General features: G+C 50.1%; 19 protein-coding genes. 7 read left to right on the top strand and 12 right to left on the bottom strand.

Translation table 11 applies throughout. The annotated features are described in order from the left end of the window. The first annotated feature begins 37 nt into the window (after positions 1-37). From rpsU to rpoD, 4 genes are all read left to right on the top strand, one after another. The gene (gene rpsU, locus BZG75_RS04120; protein WP_021022685.1) at positions 38-253 is read left to right on the top strand and encodes a 30S ribosomal protein S21; all 216 of its coding nucleotides are present in this window, start codon (positions 38-40) and stop codon (positions 251-253) included. Positions 254-277: 24 nt separating this feature from the next. After that, the gene (locus BZG75_RS04115) at positions 278-721 is read left to right on the top strand and encodes a GatB/YqeY domain-containing protein (RefSeq protein ID WP_021022684.1); all 444 of its coding nucleotides are present in this window, start codon (positions 278-280) and stop codon (positions 719-721) included. A gap of 82 nt (positions 722-803) precedes the next feature. Then, on the top strand, positions 804-2,555 hold the full coding sequence (gene dnaG, locus BZG75_RS04110) for a DNA primase (protein ID WP_077576241.1): 1,752 nt from the start codon (positions 804-806) through the stop codon (positions 2,553-2,555). A gap of 93 nt (positions 2,556-2,648) precedes the next feature. Continuing rightward, positions 2,649-4,493, top strand: a complete 1,845-nt coding sequence (rpoD, locus tag BZG75_RS04105) for an RNA polymerase sigma factor RpoD (protein ID WP_077576240.1) — start codon at positions 2,649-2,651, stop codon at positions 4,491-4,493. Between the two features lie 170 nt (positions 4,494-4,663). On the opposite strand, the gene mgtE is transcribed toward rpoD, so the two are convergent. From mgtE to BZG75_RS04045, 12 genes are all read right to left on the bottom strand, one after another. Beyond that, the gene (gene mgtE, locus BZG75_RS04100; RefSeq protein ID WP_077576238.1) at positions 4,664-6,031 is read right to left on the bottom strand and encodes a magnesium transporter; all 1,368 of its coding nucleotides are present in this window, start codon (positions 6,029-6,031) and stop codon (positions 4,664-4,666) included. A 106-nt stretch (positions 6,032-6,137) separates the two neighbouring features. Continuing rightward, positions 6,138-6,434: an HPr family phosphocarrier protein gene (locus BZG75_RS04095; RefSeq protein ID WP_077459902.1), complete on the bottom strand. Its 297-nt coding sequence runs from the start codon at positions 6,432-6,434 to the stop codon at positions 6,138-6,140. Further along, positions 6,431-7,282, bottom strand: a complete 852-nt coding sequence (gene rapZ / locus BZG75_RS04090) for an RNase adapter RapZ (RefSeq protein ID WP_077459901.1) — start codon at positions 7,280-7,282, stop codon at positions 6,431-6,433. Before rapZ ends, BZG75_RS04095 begins: the two co-directional genes overlap by 4 nt. A 24-nt stretch (positions 7,283-7,306) precedes the next feature. Continuing rightward, positions 7,307-7,750: a PTS IIA-like nitrogen regulatory protein PtsN gene (gene ptsN / locus BZG75_RS04085; RefSeq protein WP_077459900.1), complete on the bottom strand. Its 444-nt coding sequence runs from the start codon at positions 7,748-7,750 to the stop codon at positions 7,307-7,309. 3 nt (positions 7,751-7,753) lie between these two features. Next, positions 7,754-8,041 carry a ribosome hibernation promoting factor gene (gene hpf, locus BZG75_RS04080; protein WP_021022677.1) on the bottom strand — a complete coding sequence of 96 codons (288 nt, stop codon included), beginning with the start codon at positions 8,039-8,041 and terminating at the stop codon, positions 7,754-7,756. A 25-nt stretch (positions 8,042-8,066) separates the two neighbouring features. Continuing rightward, complete coding sequence (locus tag BZG75_RS04075; protein WP_077459899.1) at positions 8,067-9,536, bottom strand: RNA polymerase factor sigma-54; 1,470 nt, start codon at positions 9,534-9,536, stop codon at positions 8,067-8,069. A gap of 121 nt (positions 9,537-9,657) precedes the next feature. Beyond that, positions 9,658-10,383: an LPS export ABC transporter ATP-binding protein gene (gene lptB / locus BZG75_RS04070; RefSeq protein ID WP_021022675.1), complete on the bottom strand. Its 726-nt coding sequence runs from the start codon at positions 10,381-10,383 to the stop codon at positions 9,658-9,660. A gap of 8 nt (positions 10,384-10,391) precedes the next feature. Then, complete coding sequence (gene lptA / locus BZG75_RS04065; RefSeq protein WP_077460037.1) at positions 10,392-10,928, bottom strand: lipopolysaccharide transport periplasmic protein LptA; 537 nt, start codon at positions 10,926-10,928, stop codon at positions 10,392-10,394. Then, entirely contained in the window at positions 10,909-11,472 is a 564-nt protein-coding gene (gene lptC, locus BZG75_RS04060) for an LPS export ABC transporter periplasmic protein LptC (RefSeq protein WP_077459898.1), read from the bottom strand. The genes lptA and lptC overlap by 20 nt, the downstream gene beginning before the upstream one ends. Further along, complete coding sequence (gene kdsC / locus BZG75_RS04055; RefSeq protein WP_077576237.1) at positions 11,469-12,029, bottom strand: 3-deoxy-manno-octulosonate-8-phosphatase KdsC; 561 nt, start codon at positions 12,027-12,029, stop codon at positions 11,469-11,471. The genes lptC and kdsC overlap by 4 nt, the downstream gene beginning before the upstream one ends. Beyond that, positions 12,029-13,003: a KpsF/GutQ family sugar-phosphate isomerase gene (locus BZG75_RS04050; protein WP_077576235.1), complete on the bottom strand. Its 975-nt coding sequence runs from the start codon at positions 13,001-13,003 to the stop codon at positions 12,029-12,031. The genes kdsC and BZG75_RS04050 overlap by 1 nt, the downstream gene beginning before the upstream one ends. A 14-nt stretch (positions 13,004-13,017) precedes the next feature. Beyond that, positions 13,018-13,980, bottom strand: coding sequence for a calcium/sodium antiporter (locus BZG75_RS04045; RefSeq protein ID WP_021022670.1), 963 nt, complete (start codon positions 13,978-13,980; stop codon positions 13,018-13,020). Between the two features lie 492 nt (positions 13,981-14,472). Between BZG75_RS04045 and mlaF the strand changes: the two genes are divergently transcribed. The 3 genes from mlaF to mlaD are packed head-to-tail and all read left to right on the top strand — an operon-like array spanning position 14,473 to position 16,530. Beyond that, entirely contained in the window at positions 14,473-15,273 is an 801-nt protein-coding gene (gene mlaF / locus BZG75_RS04040; protein WP_021022669.1) for a phospholipid ABC transporter ATP-binding protein MlaF, read from the top strand. Then, positions 15,269-16,048, top strand: coding sequence for a lipid asymmetry maintenance ABC transporter permease subunit MlaE (gene mlaE, locus BZG75_RS04035; RefSeq protein ID WP_269087438.1), 780 nt, complete (start codon positions 15,269-15,271; stop codon positions 16,046-16,048). Before mlaF ends, mlaE begins: the two co-directional genes overlap by 5 nt. 2 nt (positions 16,049-16,050) lie before the next feature. After that, positions 16,051-16,530, top strand: coding sequence for an outer membrane lipid asymmetry maintenance protein MlaD (gene mlaD / locus BZG75_RS04030; protein ID WP_021022667.1), 480 nt, complete (start codon positions 16,051-16,053; stop codon positions 16,528-16,530). Positions 16,531-16,532 lie beyond the last annotated feature (2 nt).

Below are 16,532 nucleotides of genomic sequence, written 5' to 3'. Positions count from 1 at the left end.
GCCAGCAGTAACTGACAACCCCCGAGGTGAAAGGCACATGCCAGTAGTTAAAGTACGTGAAAACGAACCATTTGACGTAGCACTGCGTCGCTTTAAGCGCTCTTGTGAAAAAGCAGGTATTCTTTCTGAAGTTCGCCGTCGTGAGAACTATGAAAAGCCAACTACCGTTCGCAAACGCGCTAAAGCCGCTGCTCAAAAGCGTCACCTGAAAAAGTTGGCACGCGAAAACCAACGCCGCGTACGTATGTACTAATAACGATAGATTCAGGAAAATGCTATGGAATTGCTTGAACGTCTAAAAGACGCGCAAAAAACGGCGATGAAACAAAAAGACAAAGCGCGCCTCGGTACGCTTCGTCTGGTAATGGCAGCAATTAAGCAGCAAGAAGTGGATACGCGTCAGTCGCTAAGCGATGATGAAATCCTGGCTGTGTTGACCAAAAATGTAAAGCAGCGCCGTGATTCCGTAGCCCAGTACCAAGCAGCCGGTCGTGACGACCTTGCCGATGTAGAGCTTGCTGAGATCGCGGTGATAGAAGAATTTCTACCCCAGCCTCTGAGCGATGACGACGTCGACGCATTGGTGAAAGCAGCCGTTGAAACAACGGGTGCCTCGTCAATGCAAGACATGGGCAACGTCATGGGGGTATTAAAACCCCAAGTACAGGGCCGTGCTGATATGGGGAAAGTAAGCCAGCGTGTCAAAGCACACCTAGGCTAGATGTTCCTCACTTTATAACAAGCCGTGCTTTCCATTATGGACGGCGCGGCTTGTTTGCTTCTCTCCTTATAAATTTCAGGTTATGGCAGGCAGAATCCCGCGCGCATTCATTGATGACTTGCTTTCACGTCTCGACATCGTTGAGATCATAGATGCACGGGTCAAGCTCAAGAAAAAAGGCAAAAACTATAGTGCCTGTTGCCCGTTCCATAACGAGAAAACCCCCTCATTCAGTGTGAGCCAGGATAAGCAGTTTTATCACTGCTTCGGATGTGGTGTGCACGGCAATGCTATTGACTTTATGATGGAATTCGAACGGCTCGAATTTCCGGAAGCGATCGAAGAGCTAGCCAGTGGTCTGGGTTTAGAGGTACCTCGCGAGCAGTCGTCGGGTAGTTCCGCACGGCCCAGCATGCCAAGTGATGATAAGCGCCAAATCTACGAGATGATGGAAGCCATTGCGCGTACCTACAGCGGTGAATTACGCACCGATGCTGGGCAAGCGGCCATCGATTATCTCAAACAGCGCGGATTATCCGGAGAAGTGGTAAAACAGTTTGGTGTCGGGTTCGTTCCTGACCAATGGGATACGATTAAGCGACGTTTTGGGCGCAGCCAAGCCGATCAGCAGCAACTGTTAACGGCAGGGATGCTGATTGAAAATGACAATGGCCATACTTATGACCGTTTTCGTGGCCGCATTATGTTCCCGATTCGCGATCGACGTGGTCGTGTGATTGGTTTTGGTGGCCGGGTGTTGGGAGATGGCACGCCTAAATACCTTAACTCACCTGAAACCCCGATCTTTCATAAAGGTCGTGAGTTGTATGGTTTGTATGAGGTGATGCAGTCTTACCGCCACCCCGAACGTATTTTGGTGGTTGAAGGCTACATGGATGTGGTGGCGTTGGCGCAATTTGGCGTTGACTATGCGGTTGCCTCATTGGGGACCTCTACCACAGGTGAACATATTCAAACCCTGTTCCGGCAAACCAGTACTATACTGTGTTGCTACGATGGTGATCGTGCCGGTCGTGATGCGGCATGGCGTGCGATGGAGCAAGCCCTGCCTTATATTCATGATGGTCGGCAGCTGAAGTTTATGTTTTTGCCCGATGGCGATGATCCTGACTCCATGATCCGCCAAGAAGGGAAAGAAGGTTTTGAGCAGCGCTTAAGCGAGGCGCAAAGCTTATCGACCTTTATGTTTAATACCTTGCTCAAGCAGGTGGATACCAGTAGCCGAGAGGGCAAAGCCAAGCTAGCTAACTTAGCCGTGCCACTGATTGAGAAAGTGCCGGGTGATACGTTACGTCTTTATTTACGTAATACGTTAGGGCAAAAGCTCGGTATTATGGATGATCACCAGTTGGATACGCTAATCAGCCGGCAAGGACAACCTGTTAAGGTCCATGGTCAGCCTGACATTAAGCGTACACCCATGCGTGAGGTGATTGCCTTATTGGTGCAGTACCCCATGCTTGGTCAAGAAGTGCCGCCGTTACCCTCGGCAGACACCATTGATTTACCCGGGTTAGCGTTGTTAAACCCGATCCTTGAGATCTGTCGACAGCGCCCCCATATCACTACCGGTCAGTTGCTAGAGCACTGGCGGGGAACCAAACAAGAAGCCTTGTTAGCCCGTTTGGCTGGCTGGGACCTACATGTTGACGATGAAAATGCGTCAGAACTTTTTTGCGATTCACTGGATAGAATACTCGCCCAGTGTGTCGAACAACAAATAGCCAAGTTGCAAGCGAAGTCAAATACCGTCGGCTTATCAGTCGAAGAGAAGCGGGAACTGATGCTCCTTATACAGAGCCAGTCCGTTTAGAAAGTAGCCAGCAAAGGTGACATTTGTTAAAATTGGCGGTTTGCGTTTCCGCATACTAAATTCTTCACTCAGACCCGAAGTTGGATATCGTCTATGGATCAAAATCCGCAGTCACAGCTAAAGTTGCTTGTCGCAAAAGGCAAGGAGCAAGGCTATCTGACCTATGCCGAAGTTAATGACCACCTCCCGGAAGACATTGTCGATTCCGACCAAATAGAAGACATCATTCAGATGATTAATGACATGGGCATTCAAGTGGTGGAAGCCGCGCCAGATGCCGATGAGTTAATGATGTCAGAAACCGTGGCCGACGAAGATGCAGCAGAAGCCGCGGCGGCAGCTCTATCGAGTGTGGAGAGCGAGATTGGTCGCACCACGGATCCCGTTCGCATGTACATGCGTGAAATGGGGACGGTCGAGCTGTTGACCCGTGAGGGCGAGATCGATATTGCCAAGCGTATCGAAGATGGCATCAATCAGGTGCAGTGTTCGGTGGCGGAATATCCGGCCTCGATTGCTTCACTGCTTGATCAATTCGACAAAGTTGAAGCCGAAGAGCTTCGCTTAACCGACATCATTTCGGGATTTATCGATCCCGAACAGGACAATGTCGCCCCGACCGCGACCCATATCGGCTCCGAGCTCAGTGAAAAAGAGCTGGATGACGAAGATGAAGACGACGACAAAGACGATAGCGACGAAGACGATGAGAGTGAGGAAGATGTCGGTATCGATCCTGAGCTCGCACGTGAAAAGTTCAGCGAATTGCGTCGTACTTATTCGGCAATGGAAACCGCGATTCAGAAGTACGGGCGTTATGACGATCGCACTAAATCATCGATCGAAGAATTGTCTGAGACATTTAAACAGTTCCGTCTGATCCCCAAACAGTTTGATCGTTTGGTAAAAGACATGCGCCAGACCATGGACAAGGTTCGCACCCAAGAGCGTTTGGTGATGCGTCTTTGTGTCGATCAGGCGAAAATGCCGAAGAAAACCTTTGTGCAACTGTTTGGCGGTAACGAGTCGTCAGATGCATGGATTGACCAAGCACTTAATTCAGGCAAGCCTTACGCAGAGCGTGTCGCACGTTACGAAGAAGACCTACGCCGTTGTGTGCAGAAGCTAAAAATTATCGAAGACGAAACCGGCCTGTCGGTTGAGCGTATCAAAGATATTAGCCGTCGCATGTCCATTGGTGAAGCGAAAGCACGCCGTGCCAAGAAAGAAATGGTTGAGGCGAACTTGCGTTTGGTGATTTCGATTGCGAAAAAATACACCAACCGTGGCTTACAATTCTTGGATCTGATTCAAGAAGGTAACATTGGCTTGATGAAAGCGGTGGATAAGTTCGAATACCGCCGTGGTTATAAATTCTCAACCTATGCTACTTGGTGGATTCGTCAGGCGATCACACGCTCGATTGCAGACCAAGCACGGACCATTCGTATTCCGGTGCATATGATTGAGACCATCAACAAGCTCAACCGTATTTCGCGCCAAATGCTGCAGGAAATGGGCCGCGAGCCGTTACCGGAAGAATTGGCAGAGCGGATGCTGATGCCAGAAGATAAAATCCGCAAAGTGCTGAAAATTGCCAAAGAGCCGATCTCGATGGAAACACCGATTGGTGATGATGAAGATTCACACTTAGGTGATTTTATCGAAGACACCACGTTGGAACTGCCTATGGATTCGGCGACGTCGAACAACCTTAAGATGGCAACCAATGATGTCTTAGCCGGTCTTACGCCACGCGAAGCGAAAGTACTGCGTATGCGCTTTGGTATTGAAATGAATACTGACCATACGCTGGAAGAAGTGGGTAAACAGTTTGATGTGACTCGTGAGCGTATTCGTCAGATTGAAGCGAAAGCGCTACGTAAACTTCGTCATCCAAGCCGCTCAGAAACACTGCGCAGCTTCTTGGACGAATAAAGTGATATCTGTTTAGCGGAAAGCGGTTAAGCGTAACAGCTGTTTAGCACAGCAGCGGTTTAGTGTAATAACAAAAAGGCGAGCCAGTGGCTCGCCTTTTTTTGGGTTTATTGTCGTGATTTTTCTCGTGGACCAACCCCACACATCGTGGCCGATTAACCTTATCTGCGTTAAGTAATAAACAGCGTCGCCAAGCCTAAAAAGGCAAGCAAGCCGACCACATCGGTGATGGTGGTGAGCGCCATGCCGCCCGCTAACGCCGGATCGATATTGTATTTTTTCAGCAATGTCGGTATTGCGACCCCAGCAATGCCCGCGATAAATAGGTTGACCAGCATTGCACCGGAAATAATTACCCCTAACTCAATACTGCCTTTCCAAACCACCACAATGCCACCAATAATAGCGGACCAAATCAGCCCGTTCATCAACCCCACGGTGGCTTCTTTGGCCAGTAACCAGCGGGTGTTGGAATCACCGATATGGCCGACGGCAAGCCCTCGGATCACCAGTGCGACCGTTTGGTTACCCGCTACACCACCCATAGAAGGGACGATGGTCATTAAAACGGCGATTGCCGCCATTTTATCCAGGGTGCCTTCAAACATATTAGAGACGGACGCCGCGGTTAGGGCGGCGAGCACATTGATCCCAAGCCAAATGCTACGACGACGTGCACTTTTAAAAGCCGGTGCAAAGGTGTCTTCCTCGTCATCCAAGCCTGCCATACTCATCATCGAATGCTCGGCATCTTCACGAATAATATCGACGACATCATCAATGGTAATCCGACCGACGAGGTGATTACGCTCGTCGACAACAGGGGCGGAAACCCAGTTACGACGCTCAAACAAATGGGCGACATCGCCATCATCCATGGTGACGCTGATCGCTTCATCAGGATCCTCCATGATGTCAGCAATGGCGACATCCGGCTGATTCACCAAGAGGGCACTGATAGGCAAATTACCGATTAATCGGCCATTGGGATCAATCACGTACAAGGTATCGGTGGTATCGGGTAACTCACCGCGCATGCGCAAATAGCGTAAGACCACGTCCACGGTGACATCATCACGAATAGTGACGACGTCGGTGTTCATGATCCCGCCTGCAGACTCCTCAGGATAGGAAAGGGCTTGTTGCACCCGCGTCCTATCTTGGGCATCCATTTGCGCTAGCACATCTTGAGAAACGTCCTGAGGCAAGCTACGCAGCAAGTAGGCGACATCATCGGTCTCCATGCCCTCAGTGGCTGCCGCAAGCTGATCGGGCGCCATCCGCACCATGATACCGTCTTTAACGTCCTCCGAGAGCTCATCAAGGATTTCCCCCTGATCCTCTGGATCGGTTAATTGCCACAGAACAAGACGCCCTTTTGGCGGCGATGCTTCTAGCAGGTGGGCGGTATCTTCCGGCTCCATGTCCTCAAGCATGCGACGTACGCGTACGAACATCCCTTGCTCAAGGAGTTGAGTGACTTCTTGGAGACGTTGGTGGGTTTGGTTACTTTGTTCTTGTTCTGTTGACTCTGCCATCGGTCACTCCCCCAAATGCAATGACTAAAATTCTAACCCAATCAGGGGTGTCTGTCTCATGACAAATCGGTTGAAGGCGGGAATTGTGGGCAATGAACGCACAGGCTTACGTCGTGGCGTGAGAGGTGACCGTGTCTTCGTCAAATCCCGCATCAAATAACGCTTTGACTGCATCTAGGGCTAACGCTGACTGAGGGCCATCGGCCGACACTGTGATCGTTTCGCCTTGTGCTGATTCGAGCATCAGCATCGCCATCACACTGTCTGCATTAGCGGACTTAGTGTCGGTTTGTAGGGTGACTTGCGCATCATAGTCTTGCACTAACTCAACCAGCTTTATCGCGGCGCGGGCATGGAGGCCAAGGCGATTACGGACACAGACCTGTGCTGACAAGGCGGTCATCCTTGTTGCTCCAACGTGCGATGACGGATTTGCACCTGTTCGCCTAACTCATGAAAATAATCAGATAAGTACTGGGCAACATAGACAGAGCGATGTTTACCACCGGTACAGCCGATTGCTACGGTCACATAACTGCGGTTGTTATTTTTAAGCGCCGGGAGCCAAGACTCTAAAAAGCCCTTAATTTGCGCGATCACCATTGCGACATCTGGCTGAGCGGCAAGAAACATGCGGACGGGTTTTTCTAAGCCAGTATGGGGTCGTAACGTGGGCTCCCAATGCGGGTTGGGTAAAAAGCGAACATCAAACACATAATCGGCATCGGCGGGCAAGCCATGCTTGAAGCCGAACGATTCAAATACCATGACAAGATCGCTGCTGGTGCGGCCAAGCACCAAGGCACGCACAGATTCACTCAAATCGTGGATAGAGAGCCCGGATGTGTTGATAACGCGATCGGCATGAGCTTTTATCGGTGCCATCTGTTGCTTTTCGGCTTGGATCGCTTGCTCAAGTGACAAATTATGTCGCGATAACGGATGCAAACGCCGTGTTTCACTGAATCGTTTGATCAGATCCTTGTCATCCGCATCCAAATAATAAAGTGTCACATCGCAGACTTGTCGTAATGCCTCTAAGGTATCCGCGATCGGCTCTTTCGCATTCGGAAGGTTACGAATATCTAAACTCACCGCGATTTTGGCGTCGGCGTCATCTTGTGACACGACAAAGTCACGCAGTAAGTTAACGGGTAAATTGTCGACGCAATAGTAGCCAAGATCCTCGAGTACCCTTAGCGCCACTGACTTGCCTGAGCCAGAGCGGCCACTGACAATTTTTAGCATCATAATGTTCCCCGTTAGCCTGATGGCTTATTGCGTAATAATGTTGTAGAGCTCTTGGTCTGAGTCAGCACTGCGAAGTTGACGACATAGCTGTTTATTGTTCAGCTTCTCCGCAATACTCGAAAGGGTTTGTAAGTGCACCTTACATTGCTCATCGGGTACCAGTAACGCGAATAGCAAATCCACCGGACGTTTATCGACTGCATCAAACTCGATAGGTTCCGCACATTGCAACAACACCCCGATAGCCTGTTGGCTCTCAAGTGTTCGCCCATGTGGGATAGCAATCCCCGCGCCAATGCCTGTGGTGCCGAGTTTTTCACGGCTTAGCATGCATTCAAACAATTTTTGCGCGTTAGTGCCCAGTTTATTCGCAGCAACCTGACTAATAATTTCCAGGGCGCGTTTTTTGCTGGAGCAGTGGACAGCACTACGCGTGCAGTCCACTGAAAGTACATCTTTAAGTTCCATAGCCTAATGCTGTTTGAGCTTTTCTTTGTGTTTACTCAGTTGTTTAACCAGTTTATCGGTCAACCCGTCAATGGCCGCATACATGTCTTGCGACTGTGCTTTCGCATGGAGCTCGCCGTTATTTACATGGAGCGTTGCCTCTGCGATTTGGTCAAGCTTTTGAACATTCAGTACAACATGGACATTGTTAATGTGCTCGAAAAAGCGCTCGAGTTTAGCAAATTTGGTTTCCACATACTCGCGCAATGGTGGCGTGATGTCGACAGACTGTCCAGTCAGGTTGATTTGCATACACATTTTCCTTCTGTTGAGGCGTCTACAATAGACGCTTGCGCTGGTTTGACGGCGCAATACCAAGTGACTCTCGGTACTTGGCAATGGTCCGTCTTGCAACTTTAATGCCTTGCTCGGCCAGCAATGCGGCAATCTTGCTATCACTGAGTGGCTTGTTTGCCGGCTCGTCAGCGACCAATTTTTTTATGAAGGCGCGAATCGCCGTCGATGAGCATTCACCGCCATTGTCGGTGCTCACATGGCTGGAGAAAAAGTATTTCAGCTCGAAAATACCGCGAGGCGTATGCATATACTTTTGTGTGGTGACACGGGAAATGGTCGACTCGTGCATATCCACATCAAGGGCAATATCATTCAAGACCATGGGCTTCATGGCCTCCTCGCCGTATTCAAAAAAATCATGTTGGTGCTCAACGATACAGCGCGTCACCTTAAGTAAGGTGTCATTGCGGCTTTCCAAGCTCTTAATCAGCCATTTTGCTTCTTGTAAGTGTGAACGAATGAATTGGCCATCAGATGCACTGCAGCCATTGCGTCCGTAGGCGGCATATTGTTCGTTCACTTTCAGTTTGGGCACACTGTCTGGGTTGATTTGTACCACCCATTGGCCTTGGTGTTTAAACACGGATACATCAGGGACCACGTACTCAGCTTCGTTGGTGACAATTAAGTTACCCGGGCGAGGCTCTAAACTGTGGATGAGCTGCATCACCGCTTTAAGCTCCGGCTCTTTTAGACGGGTTTCTCGCATGAGTTGGCGATAATCGCGATTGGCAAGTAAGTCCATATGCTCGGTCAAGACCTTGCGCGCGTCTGCCAGCCAGGGCGTATTGTCATCATAGGTGGCCAGTTGCAGCATTAAACATTCTTGCAGTGAACGCGCCGCAATCCCCAGAGGATCAAAGTGCTGGACGCGTTTAAGCACCGCTTCAACTTCATCCAGTTCAATATCATCACTGCCGAGGCTATCTAAAATATCCTCGGTACTGACTGAGAGATAGCCTTGGTCATCCACCGCATCAATGATAGCCATGGCAATCACGTGATCGTTTTCGGAAAATGGCGTGAGCTCAAGCTGCCATTTTAAATAGTCATATAGCGTCTGCGTGGTTTCGCCTTGATAAACGGGCTGATCATCATATCCACCCACACCGGTACTGCCGGTGCCAGCAGAGTATAAGTGGTCCCACGTCGTATCAACTGGGAGATCATCCGGCATTTCGTTTTTTTCGAGCGCATCGGATGTTTCCATGGTATCGGCACTGGCGGTTGCCGTTTCTTGTGAGGCCGCATGCTGATCGTGCTGACTATCACTTTGATCCGTGTCTTGCTCTTGGCCTTCGTCATGTTCCAATAGAGGGTTGGATTCCAACGCTTCTTGGATCTCTTGTTGCAAATCCAACGTCGACAGCTGCAACAGACGAATTGCCTGTTGCAGTTGTGGTGTCATTGCGAGTTGTTGTCCAAGCTTAAGCTGAAGCGTGGGTTTCATAGAGGCTTTACACCTTTCCTTTTTCAACGACCAAAGAGGTTAAAAACGCTTGCTCTGGTCGACAGAGCAAGCGCTTTATTTAACTATAGCCTTGATTGGCATTTTTTAGCGTGAGCCGATCCTACAATTTGAACTGATCGCCCAAGTAAACCCGTTTAACGTGATCATCATTGAGCACCTCATCAGGCGTGCCGTGTGCAATCAAGTGACCTTGGCTGACAATGTAAGCGTGCTCACAGACACTGAGCGTCTCGCGTACATTGTGATCAGTGATAAGCACACCGAGACCACGGTCACGTAAGTGTTCAATGATTTTTTTTATATCGATAACCGAAATCGGGTCAACCCCAGCGAAGGGCTCATCAAGCAAAATAAATTTAGGGTTCGCGGCGAGGGCGCGCGCAATTTCAACCCGTCGGCGTTCGCCCCCAGAAAGCGCCATGCCTAAGCTGTCACGAATATGTTGGATATTAAACTCGTCTAACAAGTCTTCGGCTTTGTCCTGACGCTCTTCTTTAGTCAAGGATTTACGCGTTTGTAGCACCGCCATGAGATTATCGTAGACGCTGAGTTTACGAAATATCGACGCTTCTTGCGGTAAGTAACCGATCCCCAAGCGAGAGCGATTGTGCATGGGTTGAATGCTGATGTCTTTATCATCGATATAAATCGCCCCCTCATCACGGGCCACTAAACCCACAATCATATAAAATGAGGTGGTTTTGCCTGCACCATTCGGGCCAAGCAGACCGACGATTTCACCGGATTTCACTTCCAAGCTTACATCGGCGACGACCTTTCGCCCTTTATAACTTTTTGCCAAGTTGGCCGCTGTCAGTGTTGCCATGTGGCCTCTTATTCCGCGTCTGACTCAGATGAATCGTTATTGGATGAATTTTTTTTACTTGTCGGCTGTAAAATCGTGGTGACCCGTTTGTTGCTATCACTCTCGGCAACCAATTGTTGTTTGTCGATTTCGTAGGTGATCACATTGCCCTCTACCTGGTTGCCACTTTGCTCGAGCATCGCATTGGTCGACATTTTGAGATATTCATTACCGACTTCATAACGCAGTTTGTTCGCTTCGCCATGAATCTGTTTGCCGTCATCCATGGTTTGCTCAAAGGTTGCCGGTTTACCATAGGCTTCGATGGTTTCACTGCCATCTTTCCCCTCCGGGCGGATAACGATCAGTTTATCGGCCAAGATTTTAATGCTGCCTTGGGTGAGCACGACATCTTGTGTGAAGGTCACCGTATTGGTGGCCATGTCCAAATGCTGACTTTCAGATTGAATGTGAATAGGTTGCTCGGTGTCGCTACTCAGCGCTAGTGAGTAGTGCGAAAATAGCAACATCGCACCTGCTAGTGCTTTAACGAGGGGTCGTTTCATATCGGCCTTTAACATCGTCTAACAATTCCATCTGGTGGCTACCGAAGTTGCCCTTCACGCGTTTTCCTGTGGTTTGAAAACGGGTGCCCGTGATGGTGGTAGGACTATCGGACCAAAAATCTCGTGTTGTGAGGTTTAAGGTCACAGAGTCGGTGGTTACCGAATCAATTTGTGCATTCGGCAGTAAATTAAAAATACGGACATTGCCCGTCATAGTGAGCAGGTGCTCGTCCGATAAAACGGCGTAGTTTGCGCTCACACGCCACTCTTCATCTTGGCCGTCTTGGTAGGTCCAAAGTACAGGCTCATTAAAATGGGTCTCATCGATTTTGGCGTAGTGCTCAAGATGCTTGGCTTCAACGGTATAACTACGCACACCGTCGGCAGTATACTGCACCGTTTCAATGTCTTCGCCGGTAAACAAAGGCTTTTCTGCATCAGGGGTGACCTGTTGCACCTTTTGCCAACGGTGCTGGGCCAATAGGTAATAGCCGCTGAGTGCACAAAGCACGATCAGCAGAAGCAGGCCTAGCCGCCGAGTCATACACTCAAACCTTTGTGTTGATCGAGCTCGCCACGGGCTTCTAGCAGCAAATCACAGACCTCTCTCACCGCGCCAAACCCACCACCAATGTGGGTGACATGATCAGCACGCGATTTTAGCAGTGGGTGGCCATCTGCGACGCAACAAGACAGCCCCACTTTTTCCATCACTGGCCAGTCAATCAAATCGTCACCAATATAAGCTGTGTGTGCGGGAAGTACATCACAGTGCGAACACAAATCTTGGTACGCGGCTAACTTGTCGCTTTGGCCTTGATACACATGTTTGACACCCAGTGCGCGCATTCGGTTCTCAACGATCTGAGATTGGCGGCCTGTAATGACAGCAACTTCAATCCCGGCGTTCATCAATGATTTTATGCCGTAGCCGTCGCGGGTATGGAATGCTTTGAGCTCTTCGCCTTGATTGCCCATATAGACGCGACCATCAGAAAAAACCCCATCAATATCACAGATGAGTAATTGAATGGCAGCGGCACGCTGGAATACATCGGCGGCGATAGGGCCGTACAGCGTTTCAATTACGGTAGAGGCCATTAGATCACTCCGGCTTTTAAAAGGTCATGCATGTTAAGGGCGCCAAGCAGCTGGCCGTCTTTGGCAACCAACAGCCCGTTAATTTTTCGCTCTTCCATGAGTTTAAGTCCTTCTGCCGCGAGCAACTCCGGCTCAATCGTCACCGGGCCTTTTGACATCACCGAGCCAATGGTGGTGGTATGCAAATCAATCCGCATATCTAACAAGCGGCGTAAGTCACCATCGGTAAAAATGCCGGTCAGCTGTTGTCCAGCATCGACAATAGCGGTCATTCCCAAGCCCTTTTCAGACACTTCTAATAAGGCATCGCGCACGGTGGCTGTTTCGGGCACCACGGGTAAACGCGCGCCTTGATGCATCAAATCACTAATGCGCAGTAACAGCTTGCGTCCTAATGCACCGCCCGGGTGCGAAAGCGCAAAGTCATTCGCGGTAAAGCCCCTTGCTTGCATCAAGGCCATGGCAAGGGCATCGCCCATTACTAAGGTGGCAGTGGTGCTCGAGGTAGGAGCTAATGCCAGTGGGCAGGCTTCTTGCGGGACATGAATGTTGAGATTCACTTTTGCTAACTGCCCCATGCTAGATTGCGCATTGCCCGTCATACAGACCAACGGAATGCCCAAGCGTTTAATCACGGGTAGCAAGGTTAATATCTCACCGGCCTCGCCGGAATTAGAGATCGCGAGCACCACATCGCCTTGGTTGATCATACCTAAATCACCATGGCTTGCTTCGCCAGGATGGACAAAAAACGCAGGCGTTCCAGTGCTGGCGAGGGTGGCGGCAATTTTTTTGCCAATATGGCCTGACTTACCCATTCCCATCACCACCACTTTGCCGGTGGCGTTTAGCATCAGCTGGCAAGCCGCCTCAAAACGATCATCAATGGCGGCTTTTAATTGTGCAATCGCGTCTTGCTCAATGTTAAGGACATCCAGCCCGGCGCGGCGAAAGTCAAAACTGTATTCACTCATTGTACTGTGTCCGTTTAGGCGGCAGCGTTAATAAATAGGTAACTTTGGTAACCGATATAACAAAGTAAGAAAACGGCGCCTTCGATGCGATTAATACTGCGTGATTTGCCCAACGCAAACACCAGCAACATAATAGACAGCACCAGCATAATATAATAATCACGACTCATGGCATATTCGCTGATCGCTGAGGGGTTGAGTAACCCAGGAATGGCCATGACCGCGAGAATATTAAACACATTCGAGCCGATGATATTACCCACCGCCAAATCATCTTCACCCTTCATGACGCCGGCAATCGAAGCGGCAAGCTCAGGAAGGCTGGTGCCAATGGCGATAATGGTCAAGCCAATCACCAGATCACTCATGCCAAAATACTGAGCGATGGTAACCGCGGAGTCGACCACTTGATCCGATGACAGCAACAGTAAAGGCAAGCCGATAATAATCCATATCGCCGCTTTCAGGTTGCTAACATCATTAGGAATGTCAGACTGCTGATCGGCCAATATTGGGTCGGAATCACCTGAATCTTTACCAATTTTAATCATCATTAAAATAAAGATCACAAACAGTGTGATCAGTCCCACCCCTTCGAAAAACCCTAGATGATTATTCCAAAGCAAGGCCCCCGCGAGGACGGTGACCCCAAGCATCAGTGGCAGTTCACGGCGAATAATGGTCGACCCAATCGACAGCGGCTTGATCAGCGCGGTAAAACCAATAATAAGCGCTATGTTGGCGATATTTGAGCCTAAAACGTTCCCCACTGCGGTATCGGTTTTATCGGCGAGGGCAGCGTTGGCAGATACCATCATTTCCGGTGCCGACGATCCCATGGCGAGAATCGTCATGCCGATGATTAAAGGCGAAACGCCGTAGTTTTTCGCGATTGCAGCCGCGCCAAAGACCAGTCGATCGGCACTCCATACCAGCACGATGAGTCCAACAATGAGTATGGCAACCGCTATAACCATGACACCTATCCTTTGCGTTGTGAATTTGGTTCAAATGAGGGGCAATTCTGACGGTTAAAGGGGGAAATGTGAAGCAAAAAGCCCCCATGTGAGTTATCAATTCCGGCATTTTCCACCCACTGACTTACGGATACGATAAAGATGGTTCACCATGAAGCGGGTTGCTGTGACAGGATCATCTTGATGTTGCCGCCGTGGAACGGCCACCGATAAACGGCCGCCTGCTCGCGATTAACGATTGCGCCTCGGTTAAGGTTTGTATTGCAGCTAAGGCTGGTATCGTCGCCAAGGCTTATATCGCGGCTAAGGCGCGTCACAGGGCAAGGGGCGCACATTGACCTCGTCTTGACATATAAACCGTTTCTTGGCTGCTATTATCAGGGGTGGGTCACGTCCTGCTTGGCCCGATACGCAGGCTGGCTTGTGTTAGGCGGGGTGACACCTTATTATCAGCCACTTCATTTTGTTCCTTTCCAACCATGAGATGCGGCCATGGCAGCAAAGAGCCTGATAGATATCAATGGGATGACATTCTCACGGGGTGACCGATGCATTTTTGATCATGTCGACTTGCAGGTACCACGTGGGCAAATCACCGCGATTATGGGGCCCTCAGGTATCGGTAAAACCACGTTACTACGCTTGATCGCCGGCCAGCTAAAGCCAGACGCCGGTGATATTATTTTTGATGGCCACTCCATTCCCTCGCTAGGGCGTCGCCAATTATTCGATGTCCGCCAGCGCATGAGTATGCTCTTCCAATCAGGCGCCCTGTTTACCGATATGTCGGTATTCGATAATGTTGCCTTCCCGCTGCGCGAACACACAGACTTGGATGAATCCATGATTCATACCATTGTAATGCTAAAGCTTGAGGCGGTGGGATTAAGAGGGGCTGCCGCATTAATGCCCAGCGATCTCTCAGGCGGTATGGCCCGTCGAGCGGCTCTGGCCCGTTCAATTGCCCTTGATCCTGAGCTCATTTTGTTTGATGAACCCTTTGTAGGACAAGATCCCATTACCATGGGCGTGCTGGTGACCTTGATTCGTCAACTCAACCAAGCACTAGGACTAACGTGTGTGGTCGTTTCACATGACGTGCCTGAAGTGATGAGCATTGCCGATAAAGTGTATCTTTTGGCCGATAGCCGTATTATCGCCAGTGGATCGCCGCAATCGTTGCGAGATAATCCAGACCCTTGGGTGCAGCAGTTTTTAGAAGGGCATGCCGATGGACCCGTGCCATTTCGTTATCCCGCGGGTGAGTTAAAGCAGGAGATTTTCGGTGATTAAAACACAAATCGCGGACATGGGTCGTCGAACCATGCGTGTGGCTGAGTCAATGGGCCGCGCCACCTTTGTGATGACCGGTGCGCTGGTGGGGCGTCCTCAACCGAGTAAAACCTTCCCACTGCTTATTCAACAACTCTATTCTGTCGGAGTACGCTCACTCGCGATCATTATTGTCTCCGGGTTATTTATCGGCATGGTATTAAGCCTGCAAGGGTATTTAGTCTTGTCGGACTTTGGTGCCGAGACCAGCCTTGGGCAAATGGTTGCTTTATCGTTACTGCGCGAGCTTGGCCCTGTGGTCACAGCGCTGCTATTTGCTGGGCGGGCGGGATCCGCGCTGACCGCTGAAATTGGCTTGATGAAAGCCACCGAGCAGCTATCGAGTTTAGAAATGATGGCGGTTGATCCGCTGCGTCGTGTTATTGCGCCCCGGTTTTGGGCCGGCGTCATCGCCATGCCCTTACTGGCGGTGATCTTTATGCTGGTCGGGATTTGGGGCGGCGAGCTGGTCGGGGTAGACTGGAAAGGCATTGATCATGGCAGCTTTTGGTCGGTGATGCAGGCATCGGTCGACCTTGGCTACGATGTGGGTAACGCGCTGATCAAAAGCCTCGTTTTTGCTATCGCCGTGACCTGGATTGCACTTTTTAACGGTTATGATGCCACGCCAACCTCGGAAGGGATCAGCCGCGCGACCACACGTACTGTGGTACATTCATCGCTGGCCGTACTCGGCCTAGACTTTGTCCTTACTGCACTCATGTTTGGGAATTAATCATGCAACAGAGTCGTAAAACAGAATTTTGGGTAGGCTGCTTTGTGATCGCAGGGATTGCAGCGCTATTAGCCCTTGCGTTTCAAGTCGCCGATGTTCAGCGTTGGGGGCGGGCAGACACCTACACCCTCACCGCTGAGTTTGACAATATTGGTGGGTTAAAAGTGCGCTCCCCTGTCAAAGTGGGGGGCGTTACTGTTGGCCAGGTAACGGATATTTCGCTCAATCCAGACACCTATGTCCCACAAGTGACACTGCAAATCAGTGAAGAAGCGGGACGTTTCCCGGAATCGAGCTCGGCGTCGATCTACACTGCAGGGCTGCTGGGCGAGCAATATATCGGTATTACCCCAGGGTTTGTCGATGAAGCGCTCGGCATTGGCTATTTAGAGGCGGGAGAAAAAATCCAAGACACCAAGTCGGCCCTTGTCTTAGAAGATTTGATTGGTCAGTTCCTCTACAGCATGGGTGACAAGGAGTAAAT

It is taken from the genome of Salinivibrio sp. AR640 (assembly GCF_001995405.1).
Taxonomy (GTDB): Bacteria; Pseudomonadota; Gammaproteobacteria; order Enterobacterales; family Vibrionaceae; genus Salinivibrio; species Salinivibrio costicola.
Note: the sequence above shows the minus strand (reverse complement) of the source record. Positions and strands in the feature narration are given on the sequence as shown.